Raw genomic sequence first — 20666 nt, 5'->3', positions numbered from 1 at the left:
CAACAGCTATTAATTCAAGACTGGTTTAGCGAAAATTGTCAGCAAGACAGGTCCTAATAAATAGTAGTGACCGACACAAGCTAATCCAGCAGACGCACCCATCAGTTCCCGTTGATGAGGGCTGTAAAGGCTAACTCTGCCAAGCGAACCCAACGTCAGATGCAGTTCTGCCTTACTTTTAAAAGTGGTGTCAACTAAATAGAAGCGTCCACCAGGAGATAGCACCCGCGCTACTTCGTGCAAAATCTGTTTGGGTTCTAAATAATGTAAGAAACTTATAGTGTTAAAAACAGCGTCAAACTGACCGTCAGCAAAGGGAAGAGACTCAGCCTTACCTTCAACATAAATCAAACGCGGACGATGGCGGTTACTTTGTCTGGCTACTCGCACCATTTCCGGAGATAAATCCAATCCAGTACCGCGCAAATCAGGAAATTTAGTAGCGAGGCGATCCAACAAGCGTCCAGTACCACAACCCAGATCTAGTACATGAGGTTGAGGTGGTAAATCAACGTATTCCAGCAACCGTTTGTGGATGCTTTGGTAAAACACTGATGGTAAAAGCCAGTCGTAGCTTGGTGCCCAGAGGTCAAAAACTTGCTTTTTGTTACTGATAAAGTCACGAGTCATCTGTTTTCGCAGCTTTTTTATATTTACAGCGTCAGTGGAAAAGTTTAAGCTGCGCCTCCAACAATGAACAAAGGACAAGGAGTTAGCACTGAAAAACTAGCAACAGTCAAGGCTTAATTAGTAATTCCTTCCTTGTCTTCCTTATCCTGTACTCTAGCCTAAAGCTAGCACTTCTGCATCTAGGCATAAACGCCCAATCAAGTTCGGATAAGCCTACCTAAAAACCGCTAATTTAGCGTGGCAAATTTATCTTAAGACGATAGGATAGCGATCGCACAATTAAAAATACCTACCTACAAGGGAACAGAGCACTGAGCTAGATCCAAAAACAACTAACACAGGCAGCGCAGCAAATCATCCGGAATGCAGAAAATTGATTGTGTAGTCAGAATTGTGCCAAAAAGAGAAATGCACTCACAAGAGAACTAAGTAAAAAGTCATAATGACTTGCATAAAACTCAATTATCTAGCGTATAAATTTATAGGGATGAAAATCCCAACAAGTAAGCGAACTTTGCAATTATAAATTATTAGGAAAAAAATTATGACATGCCTTACACAAATTCTGTTACATCACGACCTACTTTATCCAGTACGTGAATGGTTAGAAAAAGTAGAAATTCATAATCCTAAACTAGCTCATTTCTTATGTAAAGCCATTCCTGCCCAATGCCCGTTTGAACGAGACATCAAAATCTTTGGTCGGAAGTTAGTTCACATTCCACCGATGTGTAAGTTAAATCCTCTTTACGAACAAGTAGTAACTTTGCGTTTTAAAGCTCTCTGTTATCTTGCGGATGAGTGTGGTGAAGATGTCGCAGTCTACTGCTAAATAGCCATGCTTTTGTGATGTAGCAGTCATAGGGAACCGCAGATTTACGGTTGTTACGTACTCAGAACTATACTAAGCTGACGGAGTACTAATTAGATGTCTAACTATTTAGTAGTTAGTACCTCTCTAAAACTTGCCTAATTTTGTATCTCTGTAACCATATCCTGCTGAAATATATCAACATCATCTATGACGCACATCTTACTGGTTGAAGATGAAGTCAAACTAGCTCGATTTGTAGAATTGGAACTGAATTATGAGGGTTATCAAGTCAGTGTTGCTTATGATGGATTAACTGCCATTGCCGCAGCGCAGAAGTTGCATCCTGATTTAGTAATTTTAGAATCGATGTTACCCGGTTTATCGGGGTTGGAAACTTGTCGCCGCCTGCGAAGTACTGGCGATCAAGTCCCGATAATTTTATTAACTGCCAAAGATGAAGCAAGCGATCGCATGGCAGCCCTAGACGCTGGTGCTGATGATTATCTACCTAAACCCTTTTGTGCCGAAGAGTTAGTCGATAGAGTCCGTACCCATTTGCGAAGAATCCAGCAAACAGACGTTGCAGATATCTTAGAATTTGAAGATCTGAGATTGAATCGTCGTACAAGGAAAGTTTACCGGGGTCAACGGTTAATTGATTTAACCGACCAAGAATTTGATTTACTGGAATATTTACTTATTCATCCACAACAGGTAATCACAAGCGATCGGATTCTAGAAGAAGTCTGGAGTAATGACTTTATAGGCGATTCTAAAATAATTGAAATTTATATTCGCTATTTACGCCAAAAGCTCGAAGCCAATAACGAAAAGCCTCTCCTTCAAACCGTGCATGGTATCGGCTACGTTTTAAATGCTTAATTCTGACTCGCACAGATCCCCTAAACTTCCCTGTTTTACGGCTGTTTAGGGGATCTTCTACTTTTAAGCAAAATTCAGACAATTAAACACCTCTATTTTATAGGTGTTTTGCGGATCTTGTGCTCTTACCTAAAGCTCATGCAATTGAGATTTAATTATATTAGGATGCACAAAGTTGGCTCTAGAGAACGATACTCAATATCAAAATCGCAATGACCTATTTAGAAACAGCGGCGCAATTCTACCGCGAAGTTGCAGAAACACCGCAAGTTGGACTTTGTTGTGTCCAAAGTACACCCCTGCAACTACCTGGGCTGAAAGTTCCTCTAGCAATGCAGGAAATGAATTATGGTTGTGGGACTACCGTTCACCCCAATGAACTAGTTAACCAACCTAAAGTTTTGTATGTTGGTGTTGGTGGTGGCTTAGAAGCCTTACAATTCGCTTACTTTTCCCGCCATGTGGGTGCTGTAATTGCTGTTGAACCAGTTGCAGCGATGCGAGAAGCCGCCACACGCAATTTAGAAATTGCTGCTCAAGAAAATCCCTGGTTTGATCCCAGTTTTGTGGAAATCTGCGAAGGTGACGCTTTCAACTTACCCGTCGCTGATGCTTCTGTAGATGTGGTTGCACAAAACTGTCTCTTCAATATATTTGAACCAGAAGATTTAACTCGTGCTTTAAAAGAAGCATTTCGCGTCTTGAAACCCGGCGGACGTTTACAGATGAGCGATCCGATTGCGACTCGTTCCATTCCAGCGCATTTACAACAAGATGAAAGGCTACGTGCCATGTGCTTATCAGGCGCACTCACATATCAAGAATATACTCAATTAATCGTTAATGCTGGCTTTGGTCAAGTCGAAATTCGTGCCCGACGTCCTTACCGCCTGTTAGATACACTGACTTATAACTTGGAAGAGAATTTACTGCTAGAAAGTCTTGATTCTGTCTCTTTCAAAGTTGGCATACCAGAAGATGGCGCTTGTATTTTTACTGGCAAAACAGCAATTTATGCTGGTGCAGAATCCTGGTTTGATGACTCAGCAGGTCATCTATTACAGCGTGGTATTCCCGCAGCAGTCTGTGATAAAACTGCTGCTAAACTCGCGGCTTTAAAACCAACAGAAATCATGATTACCGATTCTACATGGCACTATAACGGTGGTGGTTGCTGTTAAGTTTTAAACACAGTTAACTAAGCGATCGCCTACTCAGCGATCGCTGCCATTCTTAGAGAATGTCTATTTTCTATAACTTAAATTTTTACAACTAAGGTGACCGGATATGGCTTAGCGGTAAAGATTTTTTCTATCTTCTAGGAGAAAGATAATTAATGCAGACTCAATCACGAAATTCACTAAATATAAAAGTAACTCCATTCAAACAGAAACTCAGCGATACCTTGACAAAACAAGGGATATCTATATTACAAATTAATCTTGGTAAACGTTGCAACCTCGCCTGTACACACTGCCATGTCGAAGCAGGCCCAAAACGCACAGAAGAACTTTCTCCAGAAATTTGCGAACAGCTGATTGAGTTAATTTACAAATTCCCCGAAATTAAAATTGTTGATTTGACTGGTGGTGCACCAGAGATGAATTATGGATTTAAGCCATTAGTAGAAGCAGCAAGGAAAACGGGAAAGCAAGTAATTGTCCGTTCTAATTTGACAATTTATTTTGAAGATGGATTTGCTGATTTACCTGAATACTTTGCCAAACACAAACTGAGAATAGTTGCATCTCTGCCGTGCTACCTAGCAGATAATGTAGATAAAATGCGCGGCACTGGTGTTTTTGATAATTCCATCAAAGCTTTGCAATGGCTTAACCGTCTCGGCTATGGGAAAAAACCAGATTTAATTTTAGACTTAGTATATAATCCACTGTTACCAACCTCAGAAAAATTTTCTTTAGCTCCCGAACAGACGAACCTAGAAAAAGATTACAAAGTTTTCTTGCAAGAACACTTTGAAATTGTGTTCAACAACTTATTTACGATTACAAATCTACCAGTTGGTAGAACTAAAATGCATTTAGAACGCAAAAAATTATATAGTAGCTATTTACAGTTTTTAGAATTGCATTTTAATCCTAGTACCGTTGAACATTTAATGTGTCGCGATCAACTATCAATTGATTATTTGGGTAATGTCTATGATTGCGACTTTAACCAGATGATGAATCTGCCTGCAAAAACTCGCAATGGTGAAACTTTAACCGTTACCAAATTACTAGAAGCTGGTAGTTTAGATTTGATTAGTGAGATCCAAACTGCTGCCTATTGCTATGGTTGTACGGCTGGATGTGGTTCTAGTTGCAGTGGTGCTTTAGTCTAAACTTAATTAATATTTTATTTTGGATTGAAGGAAAGACAATACCTGTATGTTATCAAAGGAAAGTTTTGTTACAAACCTGTTAAGCTTGCATCACTTATAGTCAGATGGGTTTATGATGGCATTTAGTTAAGTCTCCTCACACCAAAAAGCCGCGGAATCCTGTTACTTTCCACGGCTTTTATTTTTTATTAGAGATAAAATTAGACATTGATTAAGCATTTGAATAGTTACAATTCACTTCTACTTTAAATTTAAAATCTTGAAATAAATATCCATATTGCTGAGAGCGAAACTTAATTGCTTCTATGACATCCCATCAGATTACGACAAAGGCAGTAACAATACTTGGCAATGAGATATCCTGACTATACTCAAGAAATTACTCCAACTAACGCTCGTTAGCCTTTGGCATTTCCGTTGGGAAAACACTCACTAACGCCAATACTAATCGCCTGGAGGGGACTAAATCTCTCCTAGTGCTGGATGCAAAGTTTGCTATTATAGCCGCGGATTCTCGCCAAGGCTAGATATATTTTTCCAAACGTAAAATACTTCCGCATTGCATCCTCCGCCACCGACTATCCTTCCTGTAAAGTGGGGGTTCGGGTTCTCGTTCGACTTAACGATCTGCACTCAGTAGCCATAATACTTGCAGCGTTTAGATTCTTACCTTTTCAAGTTGGAATTTATGACTAGGCTGGTGAGTTAACGGTGGTGTTATCAGTAAATATTCTGTTACCAAAATTGTTACGAGCGTATTGTGACTGGTCAGCTACTTTATCATGAGATGTAGTTAAGCTCCTCACACTACACAAAAAGCCGTGGAACTCTTTGTTCCACGGTCTTTTCCTTTATTTGGGTACGGTTACTAATTATTTTTCGTTAGAAATAAAATTTTACCATGATCTTAGTTTGCGATCGCTTCTTGAACTATAAGGCGATCCCAACCACAATTATCAGCTAAACCTCATCCATTCAGACTATTTTTGGTGGTAGCAAGACTTTTAATCGTTCCCAATATTCTATTGATATCAATGCTTTCACCCAAATTGGCAAATACAAATCTATCATTGCCAGTCCAAAATTCACTTCAAATTTAGAACCTTATTCTTCGTCAGCCAGTACTTAGAAACTAGAAAACCCTTGAAATTCAACAATTTCAAGGGTTTTTTGAACATGCCAGGAACCAGACTTGAACTGGTGACACGAGGATTTTCAGTCCTCTGCTCTACCGACTGAGCTATCCCGGCGGGGACTTGTTTGTGTCACGATTAATTAATGTAGCAAAGATAAAATGATTATGCAAGTAGATGAGCAAAAAAAGTTTTAGGCTGCTTTTATGGTCAACTTGATCCAAACAAATACAGCAACGAATACAAGGAATTGAACCAGAACGATACTAGGTCCAGAAGCTAAGTTAAAAATACCCGAAACCATCATGCCTACAACACTGCTGCTAGAACCGATAATAACTGATAGGATTAGGAAACGGGTAAAATGGTGACTCATTAATTTGGCAGTAGAAGCAGGAATCACCAAAAAGGCGTTGACCAATAAAACACCAACAGCCTTAATAGCCACAGCCACAGCTAATGACAGCAAGATCACAAATCCATAGCGATACAACTGGATTGGAATACCTTGTACCTGGGCTACATCTGCGTTGAGGGTCAACAAAATTTGCTGTCTGAGGGTTGAGAGCAAGAATATACTGCTGCCTAGCAATACAAGCAGTGTCAATATTAAATCTGTGGCATCAATAGCGAGAATATCCCCAAACAGCACTCCCATTAAGTTGCCGCGATATCCTTTGATCAGGCTAGTAAGAATTACGCCGATCGCCAATGCGCCTGAAAGAACTATGCTGAGTACGCTATCGCTCGCTAAATCGGTTTTATCGATAAAGTAGAGGACAATCACACCAAAAATTAAGGTAAATGGCAGCAACATCCCCGTAGGATTTAACTGTAGTATTACACCTAAGGCCACACCTACTAATGCTGCATGACCGACAGCATGGCTAAAAAAAGATAACTGGCGTAAGGTGACAAAACAACCTAACAAACCGCCAAGTATTCCCATCAAAATAGCACCCGCGATCGCACGCTGCATAAAAGGGAATTGCAATAAACTCACCAAATCCTGACTATTGGTGATACCTAGCCAAATCTGGCAATCAGCGAATAAATTCATTTGTAAGCTTTTTAACTGATTAGCTTTTTATTTATCACAGATTAATCGCTAATTTTCTATAAATTACTAATTAAAGTTTACTGAGTTCTTCTGTAACTACTTTTATTGACTAAAGCTAAACAGCTAAAGGAAAAAGATGAAGTAATTTATTTTAAATTTTGAATTCTTTAGTGGTGATGCTGGTAGCGACTAAACCCAGGACCATAAGTTGCTAATAGGTTTTGTGGTGAAAGGGCAATTTCTGGTTTACCAGTACAAACAACGGTTTGGTTAAGGCAAAGCACGCGATCGCAATGACGGTTAACCATATCAATATCATGGGAAACTTGTAATATTGTCCAACCTTCCTCACGCTTTAACTCGTTGAGCAACAGATAAAAATCTGCTGTACCTTGTACATCAACTCCCGCAAATGCTTCATCTAATATCAAAAGTTTCCGAGGCGTCACCAAACAGTAAGCCAATAATACCCGCTTGAGTTGACCACCGCTGAGAGTACCAATAGCTTGATGTCGCAAATGGTAAGCATCAGTTCGCTGTAAAGCTTGCGCTATTGCTGCTGATTTTTCCTGATCTTGTCTCCACAAGCTTTTCCAGAATGAACTTCTGGGCTGGTTTTGTCTAGGAATTCTCGCCCATCCCAGTCCTACTAACTCGCTGACAGAAATGGGAAAGCTGCGGTCAAAAATGAAATTTTGCGGCATATACCCCAATAAATGGCGTGAATGCCCTAAATTTTTAATTGGGCGACCAAATATTTCAATCCTCGCGGCATTGTGGGGAATTAAATCTAAAAGTGCTTTGACTAATGTACTTTTACCTGCACCATTAGGCCCAACTATGGCTGTATCTGTCCCTGGCAATAATTCAAAAGAAACATCCCGCAGAGCTAGATAATTGCCTTGATATACAGTTAATCCTTCTACTTTTAAAATAGGTAATGCCATTTGCCGTTGGTCATTGTTCATGAGTAATTAGAATTCGTAAATGCCTAAGAATCAAGGCTAAAAAATGCATTATTGCTTTTAGCACTAAATTAACCTATTTACAAGATGTTTCCAAAGTTTGTAAATTAGCTTTCATTGCTCTGAAATAATGCTGCGGATCTGTCTCGCCATTTTCTAAAGAATCTAGCGTTTGCAAATTTAACTTCAAGTCTTGGGAGAGGCTTCTCAGCAATTTGTTATCTATCCCTGGTTCGCTAAACAAAGCTCTAACTTTATATTGCTTCACAGCGTTAATTGCATTTTGTACATCTGCTGGTGAGAGTTGATCTTCAGGAATTTCTGCCACTGCAACTTGCTTAAGGTTATAGCGTTGGGCTAAATATGAATAGGCATCATGAAACGTGACAAAGGTGCAGTTAGGATGTTTCTGTAAGGTCTGCTGAAATTCACTATTTAAACTTTCTAATTCTTGAATATAAGCTGCTGCGTTAGCTTCATAAGTCCTTTTATTCCGAGGATCGGCTGCAATCAACCCATCCCGAATATTTGTTATCTGTTGTTTTGCTAAAACAGGATCTAGCCAAATGTGAGGATTACCCTCAGTATGTTCGTGGTCGTGGTCTTTTTCCTCTTTAGTAGTGCTCACAATGGGTGAAATCGCACCTATTGATTTAATCCCTTTACTGGTGTCGATTTCAATTAATTTGGGATTTTGAGCATTTTTGACAGTTCCTTCGAGAAATTCTTCCAAACCCAAACCGTTTTTTACTAACACATTAGCAGTAGCGATCGCTCTGACATTTTCTGGTTTTGCTTGATACTCATGTACTTCCGTACCTGGTGGTACTAAAATTTCTACCTCTGCTGTGTCCCCAGCTACTGCTTTAGTAAACCAATATATAGGTAAAAATGTTGTTACTATTTTGGTTTTTCCCGTAGATGGTAACTCTTGGGAAACTGCTTTCCGATCTGTAGGCGATTGGTTGCAACCAGCAATTGATAATATCAGCAAAACAATTAGGGGCAGAATAGCGCTTGTTGTTCTGCCTTTTTTGGGTTCTATAAGAGTGCGAACCAAAGTTTTTCCCCTCCGAAAACTAGCTGGCGCTGTCTTCGTTAAAATGCCTATTGACAATGAGATTGATTCTAAATCCCATATTATAATAATTCTCATTCTCATGCAATTGGGGTGTAAGTCATCACACCAAAATTTTTGTTATTTAATCGATGATGATTTCCTGACTGAATCTTATTCAAAAAAAATCTCGGCTCCTGATAATATGTTGAGAATAGTTTTTAATAACCCCGACTTCAAAGCAGGGTAGTGTAGCCATTTACTATCAATAGGTGTGAGGAAAAAAATGCGGAAAGTATGCAAGTCTCTGCTGGTTAGTTCAGCAGTTGGCGGCGCAATGCTATTTTTGAGTGCAGCGGCAGTTGCGGGGGAAATTAGTGAGCCGCTTGTTGCAGCTGATTTAGAACAAGAGGCTGAGAATTCCCCGCAAGAACAGGTAATGTCTCAAGTAACATCGGTTTCCCAATTTTCTGATGTTCAACCAACTGACTGGGCTTTCCAAGCATTGCAGTCATTGGTTGAGCGCTATGGCTGTATCGCAGGTTATCCCAATGGAACCTATCGCGGTAACCGTGCTTTAACCCGTTACGAATTTGCCGCTGGTTTAAATGCTTGTTTGGACCGAGTTAACGAATTGATTGCTACAGCTACAGCTGATTTGGTAACAAAACAAGATTTGGCAACCTTGCAACGGTTGCAAGAAGAGTTTTCCGCAGAACTGGCAACATTACGGGGTCGTGTGGATGCGTTGGAAGCTAAAACTGCGGAGTTAGAAGCGAATCAATTTTCTACTACTACCAAACTACAAGGAGAAGTTGTTGCTGTAGTTAGTGATGTTTTATCTGGTAGCCAAGTCAACGGTGGAGAAATTATAGATCAGAATACAAGTCTTGGGGCACGGGCACGAGTTGAATTGGTCACCAGCTTCACGGGTAAAGATACACTCTTTACCAGAATTCAAATGAACAATATTCTTAGCCCCAATATCGGTACACCAGAGGGTAACTTATTCTTTGCTGGGGATGGTACGAATGATGCTTTTATTGATGCGCTATATTACCAATTTCCGATTGGTGAAAAACTACAAGTGATCGCGCTTGCTAATGCCGCCGCCGCAGATGATATTACCGATACCATAAATCTTTTTGATGGAGATGGTGGGTTGGGCGCTTTGTCTAGCTTTGGTACACGCAACCCAATTTATTATCAGATGAATGGTGCAGGGTTAGGAGTAAACTATGATTTTAGCGAGCAATTAGCACTTAGTTTAGGGTATTTGACTGGTGCGGCTAATGACCCTACTCCTGGAAATGGTTTATTTAATGGTGGGTACGGCGCTTTAGCACAGATCACTTTTAAACCAAGCGATCGCTTGAAAGTTGGCTTCACCTACATTAATGCCTACAATCAGGAATTAGCGACTGGTAGCAATCGGGCAAACGTCGGCTCGTTTCTCGGTGGGGTAGTTCAAAATTTAACAGGAAGTGAAGAAGCTTTTCCCGTACCTACTTCTAGTAATTCCTACGGTTTAGAAGCATCTTTCGCCATTAGTGAAAAATTTGTGCTTGGTGGTTGGGTCGGATATACCAATACTCGTAACTTATCCACAGCCGGAGATACAATTAACCGAGGCAGCGTTGATATTTGGAACTGGGCTGTAACTTTAGGATTACCCGATCTTGGTCAAAAAGGTAACTTAGCTGGTTTCATCTTCGGTATGGAACCACAAGTTACAAGTTCCAACATTAATGGGCTGGACAGAGACCAAGATACTTCTTATCACATTGAAGCTTTCTATCAGTACAAGGTGAGCGACAATATCACTATTACTCCTGGGGTGATCTGGCTGACAGCACCAGATCACAATGAGCAAAATGATGATATTGTGATTGGTGCTTTAAGAACTACATTCAGTTTCTAACTAGCTAATTAAAGTGAAAACCCAGCATTTCTGCTGGGTTAAATCTTTTACACCAAATAACCGTTGTTTCTCTTTGGATCTCAGGCAATTATCTTACCTAATGTTTGTCCCAATTTTGTTGCATTTAAAGAATGTAGGGATTTGATTGATTTAGCATGTTGCCTATCCATACCTTCGCATACAAAAGATCTGACTGTATAGATTAAAGCAATTTTTTTTACAAAAAAAAGATTTATCTTGCCTGAGTCTAAAGATGCAATCAAGCACTTATTTATAAATAGGTATAAAACTATTTTTTTGAGAAATTTTTAAGTATTTATCTCCAGAAACAAAAGCCTAAATGTATCATTAATCAAAATTCATGGCTGATTATTAAGTAAATCTACTATTACTAGAGTCTGTAAGCAGAATAAGGCATAAAATCCATAGCGAATTTAACTTAGACGCAATAAAAAACATGTGGAAATTACTGGAATTTGGAATCGGATTAGTATTCCTAGCTAGCTAAAAATTTTAGTTTTGCCTTGTGATGTAACAGTTATAGAGCTAGTTTTTGTAGAGATATCAGGAAGAATACCTGAAAGCAACCAATCACAACTGCACTTTTACTTAAGTAGCTAGTCACCTCTCTACCAATTGAGAAGAGTAAGAAAATTGCAACTAAGAAGTCAGTTGGTATAAATCTCAAAAAAATGACCAGCCTCCCACAGCTGGTCTAAAAAATATTTTCCGCGTTGTCTTCTCAATAGAGTTAAAACCGAGTTGCGCGTTCCCAAAATGCAACGGGCAACTTTTCTTAACAATATTGTAGCAGTCAACACAGTTTTTTCGTAAAAATTTACCAAAAAAAGATTGTGTCAGAGATTAATAACCTCTATCTTTGAGAAGAACTCAATATATTTCTCTCAACATAAAGAACACAGCAGACAGAGAATAACTATTTACTGTTGACCATTGATTGTGGTTTTCCCCAAAGAATACGCTCTTGCTTATAAATAGCAATTCCCGGTTTAGCTCCCTTGGGTTTATAGACGTGCTTTGGCTGAGTATACACTACTGGCACTTGTTCACTTTGCCGAGCACGGCTGTAGTAAGAAGCCAGGTTAGCAGTAAATTGTAAATCAGTTTCTTCCGGGACAGAGCCTGGTTCCAAACGTAGTAACACATGGCTACCAGGAATTTCTTGCGCGTGGAACCACAGGTCATAATCTCCAGCGACTCGAAAGGTCAATTGGTCATTCTGACGATTATTGCGACCGATTAATACTTCAAAACCACTGGGTGTCCGGTAACGATGAAAGTTGCAGCTAGCTTCATTGCTATTGCGGTTGCGATATTCGGGATCTTCTAGATAGCCTTGTCCAATTAGTTCATCGCGGATTTCTTCGAGAGCTTGCAAATCCTCTGGTATTTGGTATTGGTCTATTTGGGCGATCGCAGCTTCTACTTGTTCTAAATATTCAATTTCCGCCTTAACTTCTGCCAGTAAAGGTTCTACCGCAGCACGAGCACGTTTGAGCTTTTGGTGCTGTTTATAAAGACCTTGGGCATTTTGTACAGCGTTTTTATCTGGTTGCAGAGCGATCGCAACTGGTAAGCCAGTCTCAAAATCCAGGAGGGTAATTTCCTTCATCCCTGCTTCCCAGTTTTGCAGGTGAGCCATCAACAAATCAGCTTTTTGGCGATATTCATCGGCTCGATCTGATTGCTGCAAGCGTTCAGAAAAGGTATTAGCCTTAAGCCGTAATTTTGCCAAAATATTATTCAATTTTTGACTCAGCTGATGGCGCAGTTGGGAAAATAATTGTTCATTTAGCTGATCGGTATAGTAACGATTGAGTAACTCTTGAATATCTTTTGCTGGTTTAACTCCACCCCAACCCATTACCGTATAGCCTTCAGAACTCCAAGCTGGGTGAAATTTTTCATCTTTTAAAGCTTGTAGCCATTCTTGCCATCGCTCAAATAATCGTTGCCAATCCTCAGATGTGAGACTATCGGTAGTTGTATCTGGTGCAATGTTTGCCGATCGCACCATTAATTCTACCAGTGCAGCACTTAAGCCGCTATAACTTTTGAGCAACTGACGCTTAATCGCTCCTGGTACTAAACTAACTCGTTCTTGCCAACGCTCTTGAAATTCGCTCAAACTAGGAACCGGGCCAGTCAGTTTTGGTGGTGTTTCATAGGGTTGTCCGGTTTGAATCGGACGGACACTAGATTGTTGCTGGCTGACTTGATGAGCTGCGGTGATAATCAAATTGCTGGCATCGGTGAGAATGACATTGCTATACTTGCCCATGATTTCCGCGTAGACATGGTAAAGAGGGCTTTCTCCAGGACGACGAGCAAATTGTAAATCAATAACACGCTCCCAAGGAGCGATCGCTTCAATTGCTATCAGTGCCAAACCATTTAACTGGTGTATGAGTTGTTGGCTAAAAGTAAAGGTATCTGGTGTTCGCGGTGGCGGATCGCCAATGCAAATGCGTGCAGCTTGGGGATGCCAGGAAATCTCTAGCCAACCCCGCTGTTTTAAAGTACGTAATGCTACAGAAATAGTATAGCGATCGCGCTGGAAAACCTGTTCTGTCCGGGATGGTAGCCAGTGAGCGCGGAGTTCGCTACAAGCAGCTGTTAGGGTGGTAAAGTCAACTGGTTGCACAACAGTTAGCCATTGGCTTCAAACGTCGATGCTAAGTATAGTGCCAAAATGTATGGACAAATATCTTATGCTCTTCGTTGGCCAAGGATGAAAAATTAAAAGGAAAAGGTAAAATCACAGATTTGCGCGAAATACCTTCTCCTTTTTGATTTTAACGACTACTGACGCTCGAAAATCGTTAGAGCTTAATTAACGTAGGTTTATCTAACCTCTTGCGCAAACCGGGAGTGATTTGGAGAGGGGTTTCGTTAATTAGCTCAGTAAAGCCGGCTCTTTGGCAGATTTTACCGCAGGTTTCACCGCAGGTTTTACGACAGGTTTTACCGCAGGTTGTTCTAGGGTTTGTTCCAAAGTTTGTACTAAAGATTTTGCTACAGGCTGTTCTAATAGTTGGGTGTACAGTTCACTCAGCTGAGATGCCACACCATCCCAACTAAACTTGCCGCTCACACGCTCCCTAGCTGCTTTACCCAATTTATCGCGCCATTCTTGATTCATCAAAATTCGGTCAATGGCATCTGTAAAAGCGGGTACATCTTGTGGTGGTGCTAATAAACCAGTTTCTTCTGGAACTACAGTAAACTGAAGTCCACCAACATCACTTGCTACTACTGGTGTACCACTAGCCATTGCTTCAATTGCCACTAGTCCAAAGGGTTCGTAGTGGCTAGGAACAACGCATACATCAGCAGCGGCGTAGTAAGTAGGCAGAATTTTCTGGCAGAGACGACCAGCTAAGGTGGTAATCTCGTTCATGCCCAATTCATTAATAATGCCTTCGATGCGATCGCGCTCGATACCGTCGCTATTACCTGGAGTGCTACCACCACCAATAATTAACTGGAGTTTTTGCGACTCACGCAACTTTGAGGCTCCCACGGCTCGTACCACGGTTTCTATACCTTTGCGTGGGTCAAAACGTCCTACGTACAACACCACCTTAGCATCTGGATCGATACCCAACTTAGCCCGTGCCGCTTGGCGATCAATAGAACCAAACTGCTGAATATCCGTACCGCAGGGAATGATATCAATATTACCTTTAGTAGAAACGAGCGATCGCATATGTTGCTTTTCTTGCGGACTCGTCGCCACAATTGTTTCTGCTGTCTCCAACACTTCTTTTTCTACTGCTAATCGCTTACTGGCAATTACAGGAATTGTTTCTATCGTGTTGTACTTGACTGCTCCTAGAGAGTGGTATGTGTGAACCTGTTTAATGCCTTGGATCTTCTTCAATTGCATTCCTACCCAGCTAGAGAGCCAGTAGTTAGTGTGAACCAACTCATAGGTAATGCCATTTTCTCGTTGAAATTCTAAAAACTTATCTATAAATTCTGGTAAATAGTCAAAAAGATTGTCTCGCGGTACAAACTCCAGAGAACCTGCTTGGAAACGGATGGTTCGACAATTCTCACTATGCTGAACAATCGTTTCTTGCTCCGCACTCACTTTGCGGGTAAACATATCAACTTGCCATCCCAATCGCCCTAGTGCTTCACCCACTTGTCGGACGTAAACATTTTGTCCTCCGGCTTCTTCTTTACCAATTTCAATCGCCGGGTCTCCGTGAACTGAAATCAAAGCGATGCGTTTTTCAGTGGTAGCGTTCATAGTTTGTTGTTGCTGATTGTAAAAAAAGTCGCAGGCACGGCAAATCCAAATTTGCGCCTTAGCACTTTTACCGGAAACATTTAAGAGCTTTAATTAAACTTTCCTTTAATTTAATAGGTCAAATATTTTTATGTATCTACTGCGGGGAATAAACTCTTTGACTCCGTATTTATATTTAATTACTTTATATATACGCTGATATATTTATATCTAACGCTTCCGATAGACAAACTTTGATTGAATATATAGTTTGAGAATCAGCAGGCTAATTGATATATATATTCAGAAAGATTCGCCTGCTATGCTTATGTATTTATCCCAAATATAAGTAATATGCAATACCTCTGCTATTAAGCACTGAGAGCATTTAGCGGCTAAAAAACTTTATTTAAATAAATTAACGGTCAATTTTATTACAAACCCTATTCGATACGTTGTAGTTATTTATACTTTAAATCTAAAATTGTTTTTTGTTATATTAAGATACAAACTTGATAAAAGTTCATATTTAGCGATCAAGTTACATAGTTTACTTTGCTAATTGTTAAGTTAATACAAAGGTCTTATGCAATGTATAGAATTTACTAATGAATTAAATACCAAAAGTGCTGAGTGGCATTCAAAATGTAAAATACTCTTTTGATTTTGCCTGACTGTACTAGCTACCAGAACTATATAGAAAAAGCTGAGAATTACTAACTACCTTGAGACCTAGTTCTTCTCTACTTGAGTTATTCTGTAATTTCCTAAATGTCGAGATGAGATCAAATAGCCTCATCCTGTTTTGCACCGACACTTAGCTGTACTCAAAATACCTCAAGTATTATGCTGCCATTATCCCAAACTCAACTCATGCAAAAGTGCGAGACAACACTATCGCCAGATATATCTGTTGAGTTTGCAGTTCAAGTGATGAGCCAGCTAGGAACAGGCTATGTCTTGGTTTTAGAGCAAGACAAGTTAGTGGGAATTTTTACTGAAAGAGATTTAGTAAAGGCGATCGCCTCAGGGAAAAACTTGAGTGTTGTTACCCTATCAGATGTAATGGCTGATAACGTCATTACTATCAAAGAATCAGAGTTAGGCGATTTGTTTAGTATTGCCCGCCTGCTACGCCAGCGTCAAATTTCCTATCTCCCAGTTTTGGATGAGCAGGGACAACTATTAGGTATGATCGCACCTCAAAGTATTCAGCAAGCATTGTCACAAGAAATGGATCGCTGCGAGCATCTTGCACAAACGCAAGAAAAGTCTCAGGCTCAGGTTGATACAATTCTCCGCAATACAAGCACAATTGTCAGCAGAATTAGACTGCGATCACACCAAGAATTCGAGTATGAATATATCTCTTCCAGTTGTCAAAAGATTTTAGGCTACTCTCCAGATGAATTCATAGCAGATCAAAACCTCTGGAGTTCTCGGCTTTTAGCAGAAGACAGGACTTTGTATTTTAAACATCTTCAGGCTGCCATTGCTGTTGAGCAAACAGTTAGCGTTGAGTATCGGTTTCAGCATCAAAATGGCTCAATATGCTGGATTTGCGATACCTTCAGTGCAGGATGGGAGGAAACGACCCAATCTTGGCTGGTAATGAGTGTAAAAACCAACATCACAGAGCGTAAACAAACAGAAGAAGCTTTACGCGAAAGTGAAGAACGATTGCAGTTAGCATTGGAAGCGTCTGGAGATGGGCTGTGGGACTGGAAGATCCCTACAGGAGAAGTTTATCTTAGCCCTCGCTGGTATGAAATGCTAGGCTATGCTGCTGGTGAGCTGACAAGTGCGTTGAGTACTTGGGCACAATTGATTCATCCAGAGGATAAACCGTGGGTAATGGATGTTTTACAGTCTCATCTCAAGGATAGTTCGGTTCCCTACACTTTTAAATACCGAATGCAAACCAAATCGGGTGATTGCATATGGATTGCTAACCACGGCAAAGTTGTAGCAAGGGATAAAAATGGTCAGCCATTACGGATGATCGGAATCCATCGAGATATCAACGAGCGCAAATTAGCAGAACAAGCTTTAACAGAGCGAAAAGCTTTTCTGCGGGGAATTGGCGATCACATTCCCAATGGCTATATCTACCAGATGGTTCGGGAATTAGATGGTAGCAATCGTTTTTACTACATCAGTGCTGGCGTTGAACGAACGAATGGATTAAAAGCTGAAGCAATCTTGGCTGATTCAAGTCTGCTGTTTAACAACGTTGTAGCAGAAGATATACCTGATATCCTTCAGAAACAGGAGGAGTCTATACAAACGATGTCAGTATTTGATGTTCAGCTACGCGAGTATTCCCCAGAGAGAGAGATCCGTTGGGTGCGCCTCTGTTCAACCCCCCGCCGCATGGATGATGGGAGAATTTGTTGGGATGGTATCCGGCTTGACATTACCGACCTTAAAAATACTGAAGCAACTCTACGTAAGAGCAAAGCTTTACTTACAGAAGCACAGCATATTGCTCAGATTGGCAACTGGGAGTTTGATTTAGCTACCCAAAAAATCACTTGGACAGAAGAGCTTTTCCACATTTTGAATCGAGATCCAGCACTAAGTGAACCTACTTATGAAGAAAACCTACAAATGTATCACCCTAAAGATGCAGAGAAATTGTACAAAGCAGTTGAGCGCGCAATTACCACTGGTGAATCCTACAAGCTGATACTTCGACCAAATACTAGTCCAGATGCTTCTCCCCGCTACACTGAGTCCATCGGACATGCAGAATTTAATGCAGATGGGCAGGTAATTCGTCTCTATGGCACTGCTCAGGATATTACAGAACGGTTTTTAGCACAGAAAGCTTTGCAAGAAAAAGAGAAGTTTTTACGCAGTATTTATAACGGTGTTGAACAATGTATTTTTGTAGTGGATATTCTCGAAGATGATGAATTTTACCTTGTAGGGCTGAATCCCGTTGCTGAACGCTTCTGTGGTATGCGTTCTGTGGATATCCAAGGCAAAACTTTAGAAGAACTGTTTCCTCCAGAAATGGCATCGTCAATTCGGCACCATTATCAAGCTTGTGTAGCCGCAAGAGAAACTATTACCTACGAAGAATGTTTGCCATTTAAAGGACAAGATACTTGGTGGATCACCAACTTGACTCCTTTGTTTAATGAACATTCGCGTATTTATCGGCTTGTCGGTAGCAGCATAGAAATTAGCGATCGCAAACAAGCAGAAGAAAAGCTCAGACAAGCGGAATTGCGATATAGAACTTTGGTTGAACAAATCCCTGGAATTTTCTATACCGCACCCATTACTGCTAATACTGAATTCGCTTACATTAGTCCCCAAATTCACCAGTTTCTCAACATTCCTGCCCAAGAATGGACTGCTGGTCACTTAAACACTTGGGCTAAATATGTACATCCAGACGATCGCGATTACATTACCGAAAGTGTTCAAAAAGCTATTCAGGCTGGAGAATCTTTAATTACGGAATATCGTATGTTCACTGCTGACGGTAGAATCATTTGGGTTCGCGATCAATCCAGCCTTGTGCTAGCGCCAGATGGCAAAACTCAGATTCTTCAAGGACTAGCTTTCGATATTAGCGATCGCAAACAATTAGAACTGGCTTTACAAGCTTCACAAACTCGATTCAACAGCATACTTACCACAGCCAGCGCCTCTATTGTGAGTTTTCGTGTCTTTGCCAATTACGACTGGGAGTATGAGTATCAGTCGACTGCTAGCGAAGTAATTTTCGGCTATTCTCCTGAGGAAATCCTTGCTGACAAAATGCTGTGGATTTCACAGGTATTTCCAGAAGACCGAGATACAGTTATGTATCCACTGTTTGAGGAATTTTTTGCTGAACATACTACTACTGTTGAGTTTCGGTTTTATCACAAAAACGGTTCTCTGCGTTGGATTTCGGCGACTTACGCTTCCCATAGAGATAAAGCGAGTGATTGCTGGATTGTAACAGGAGTGAGCATCGATATTAGCGATCGCAAACAGATGGAGGATGCATTACGTTGTAGCGAACGAAACCTGCTGGAAGCTCAACGAGTTGGTCATATTGGCAGTTGGGAATGGGATGCTACTACCCAAACACTTACTTGGAGCGAAGAACTGTTCCGTATTCACGGGATTGACCCCAGCCAACCCACACCAGAACCAGACACATTTTCTCAACGAGTTCATTCCGATGATTGGGAACTGTATCAACAGAGGATTAGTGAGCCGGCACAAGCAGGCTTACCATTTGAAACCGATCTACGGCTCATACGCCCTAATGGAGAAGTTCGCTATGTTGAAATTCGTGGAGAGCCAATTTTGGGCAACCAAAGAGAATTAATTCGGATTGTAGGCACGACATTAGATATTAGCGATCGCAAACGAGCTGAAGAAGCTCTGCGGGAAAGCGAAGCTTTGTTTCGGACTCTCAGCGAGTCTGCGCCAATTGGCATTTTTAGAAGTGATGCCCAAGGAACAAACATTTATACTAATCCTCGCTTTCAAGCAATTTGCGGATTGAGCATTGAAGAGTCTTTTGGCGATCGTTGGCTGCAATTCATTCATCCAGATGATTTAGCAGTATTTTTACCACAGTGGCAGGCACTAGCAACAGCCAACCAAGAATTCTCCTCTGAAGTACGTTACATTCCACCTGATTCAACCTTGCGTTTTTGTCGCATCATCATCGTTCCGATTATCTCTGGTAAAAATGAGCTAATGGGGTACGTGGGTACAATCGAAGATATTACTGAAAGTCGGGCAATTGAGAAAATGAAGAATGAATTTATCTCGATTGTCAGCCATGAATTAAGAACTCCCTTAGCTTCTATTCGTGGTGCTTTAGGATTGCTGGCGGCTGGAGTGTTGCAAGCACAGCCAGAAACTGCTCAACAGATGTTAGATATTGCTTACAGCGATACGGAACGTTTAGTGCGCTTGGTCAATGATATTTTAGATTTAGAACATTTAGAATCAAACAAATTTACTTTAGTTAAGCAGTGGTGTGATGCTGCTACACTCATACGCCAATCTGTAGAAGCAGTGAAGGTTCTAGCAACAGAAAATAATATTTCTTTAGTTATGTTGCTCACTTCTGTGCAGATATGGGTAGATTCCGATCGGATTATGCAAACTCTAGTCAACTTAATCGGTAATGCCATCAAGTTTTCTACACCAAATAGTACAGTGACGGTAAGTGTAGAAAATGTGAGCGATCGCGTTTTATTTAAAGTGCAAGACCAGGGGAGGGGGATACCTAATGGAATGTTAGAAAGTATTTTTGGACGGTTTCAACAGGTTGATGCTAGCGATTCGCGGCAAAAAGGAGGAACAGGTTTAGGACTAGCTATCTGTCGTGGCATTATTCAACAGCATGGTGGCGCAATTTGGGCAGAAAGTGTTTTAGGAGAAGGTAGTATTTTTTATTTTACAATTCCTACAATAGTAGAAAACTGATGGTAAAGTTATTTACCAATTATCATAATAATTCTTCAGCAATTTTTCCAACCAAATTTACAGCAAATTTCAAGTTAGTGAAGTACAGCTTCTAAGCCTCAAACCTAAGCATAAAGACTGTTTTACTTCTGAATTCTGAATTCTAACTCCT

The 20666-nt window shown here is 40.6% G+C and carries 12 protein-coding genes and 1 tRNA gene; 6 read left to right on the top strand and 7 right to left on the bottom strand.

All coding sequences use genetic code 11. The features are described from left to right. Positions 1–9: 9 nt before the first annotated feature. Positions 10–630 carry a class I SAM-dependent methyltransferase gene (locus BV372_RS03995; RefSeq protein WP_086683612.1) on the bottom strand — a complete coding sequence of 207 codons (621 nt, stop codon included), beginning with the start codon at positions 628–630 and terminating at the stop codon, positions 10–12. 544 nt (positions 631–1174) lie between these two features. Here BV372_RS03995 and BV372_RS03990 point away from each other — a divergent pair. From BV372_RS03990 to arsS, 4 genes are all read left to right on the top strand, one after another. Then, on the top strand, positions 1175–1462 hold the full coding sequence (locus BV372_RS03990; RefSeq protein ID WP_086683609.1) for a Mo-dependent nitrogenase C-terminal domain-containing protein: 288 nt from the start codon (positions 1175–1177) through the stop codon (positions 1460–1462). A gap of 189 nt (positions 1463–1651) precedes the next feature. Further along, on the top strand, positions 1652–2326 hold the full coding sequence (locus BV372_RS03985; protein WP_086683606.1) for a response regulator transcription factor: 675 nt from the start codon (positions 1652–1654) through the stop codon (positions 2324–2326). 212 nt (positions 2327–2538) lie between these two features. Next, on the top strand, positions 2539–3507 hold the full coding sequence (arsM, locus tag BV372_RS03980) for an arsenosugar biosynthesis arsenite methyltransferase ArsM (RefSeq protein WP_086683604.1): 969 nt from the start codon (positions 2539–2541) through the stop codon (positions 3505–3507). 155 nt (positions 3508–3662) lie between these two features. Further along, positions 3663–4670, top strand: a complete 1008-nt coding sequence (arsS, locus tag BV372_RS03975; RefSeq protein ID WP_086683601.1) for an arsenosugar biosynthesis radical SAM (seleno)protein ArsS — start codon at positions 3663–3665, stop codon at positions 4668–4670. Between the two features lie 1177 nt (positions 4671–5847). Here arsS and BV372_RS03970 read toward each other — a convergent pair. From BV372_RS03970 to BV372_RS03955, 4 genes are all read right to left on the bottom strand, one after another. Next, positions 5848–5920: transfer RNA gene (locus tag BV372_RS03970), tRNA-Phe, on the bottom strand. Between the two features lie 76 nt (positions 5921–5996). Next, a complete protein-coding gene (locus BV372_RS03965) occupies positions 5997–6863 on the bottom strand; it encodes a metal ABC transporter permease (protein ID WP_086683598.1) in 867 nt (288 codons plus the stop codon). A gap of 167 nt (positions 6864–7030) precedes the next feature. Next, positions 7031–7810: a metal ABC transporter ATP-binding protein gene (locus tag BV372_RS03960; RefSeq protein WP_086683712.1), complete on the bottom strand. Its 780-nt coding sequence runs from the start codon at positions 7808–7810 to the stop codon at positions 7031–7033. A gap of 94 nt (positions 7811–7904) precedes the next feature. Then, entirely contained in the window at positions 7905–8888 is a 984-nt protein-coding gene (locus tag BV372_RS03955) for a metal ABC transporter substrate-binding protein (protein WP_256973080.1), read from the bottom strand. A gap of 283 nt (positions 8889–9171) precedes the next feature. Between BV372_RS03955 and BV372_RS03950 the strand changes: the two genes are divergently transcribed. Next, complete coding sequence (locus BV372_RS03950; RefSeq protein ID WP_086683592.1) at positions 9172–10806, top strand: iron uptake porin; 1635 nt, start codon at positions 9172–9174, stop codon at positions 10804–10806. 937 nt (positions 10807–11743) lie between these two features. Here BV372_RS03950 and BV372_RS03945 read toward each other — a convergent pair. Together BV372_RS03945 and BV372_RS03940 are read right to left on the bottom strand one after the other, a co-directional pair. Then, positions 11744–13471: an NFACT family protein gene (locus BV372_RS03945; protein ID WP_086683589.1), complete on the bottom strand. Its 1728-nt coding sequence runs from the start codon at positions 13469–13471 to the stop codon at positions 11744–11746. A gap of 252 nt (positions 13472–13723) precedes the next feature. Further along, positions 13724–15085, bottom strand: coding sequence for a glycosyltransferase family 1 protein (locus BV372_RS03940; RefSeq protein ID WP_086683587.1), 1362 nt, complete (start codon positions 15083–15085; stop codon positions 13724–13726). A gap of 825 nt (positions 15086–15910) precedes the next feature. On the opposite strand from BV372_RS03940, the gene BV372_RS03935 reads away from it, so the two are divergent. Then, positions 15911–20515, top strand: coding sequence for a PAS domain-containing protein (locus BV372_RS03935; RefSeq protein WP_086683584.1), 4605 nt, complete (start codon positions 15911–15913; stop codon positions 20513–20515). Positions 20516–20666 lie beyond the last annotated feature (151 nt).

This window comes from Nostoc sp. T09 (assembly GCF_002154695.1).
Classification (GTDB): domain Bacteria; phylum Cyanobacteriota; class Cyanobacteriia; order Cyanobacteriales; family Nostocaceae; genus Aulosira.
This window is presented reverse-complemented; position numbering and strand designations above follow the sequence as displayed.

Bases quoted from the DNA above. Each gene is read 5' to 3' on its own strand.
- BV372_RS03995 (WP_086683612.1), bottom strand. From the start codon at position 630: ATGACTCGTGACTTTATCAGTAACAAAAAGCAAGTTTTTGACCTCTGG.
- BV372_RS03990 (WP_086683609.1), top strand. From the start codon at position 1,175: ATGACATGCCTTACACAAATTCTGTTACATCACGACCTACTTTATCCA.
- BV372_RS03985 (WP_086683606.1), top strand. From the start codon at position 1,652: ATGACGCACATCTTACTGGTTGAAGATGAAGTCAAACTAGCTCGATTT.
- arsM (WP_086683604.1), top strand. From the start codon at position 2,539: ATGACCTATTTAGAAACAGCGGCGCAATTCTACCGCGAAGTTGCAGAA.
- arsS (WP_086683601.1), top strand. From the start codon at position 3,663: ATGCAGACTCAATCACGAAATTCACTAAATATAAAAGTAACTCCATTC.
- BV372_RS03965 (WP_086683598.1), bottom strand. From the start codon at position 6,863: ATGAATTTATTCGCTGATTGCCAGATTTGGCTAGGTATCACCAATAGT.
- BV372_RS03960 (WP_086683712.1), bottom strand. From the start codon at position 7,810: ATGGCATTACCTATTTTAAAAGTAGAAGGATTAACTGTATATCAAGGC.
- BV372_RS03950 (WP_086683592.1), top strand. From the start codon at position 9,172: ATGCGGAAAGTATGCAAGTCTCTGCTGGTTAGTTCAGCAGTTGGCGGC.
- BV372_RS03940 (WP_086683587.1), bottom strand. From the start codon at position 15,085: ATGAACGCTACCACTGAAAAACGCATCGCTTTGATTTCAGTTCACGGA.
- BV372_RS03935 (WP_086683584.1), top strand. From the start codon at position 15,911: ATGCTGCCATTATCCCAAACTCAACTCATGCAAAAGTGCGAGACAACA.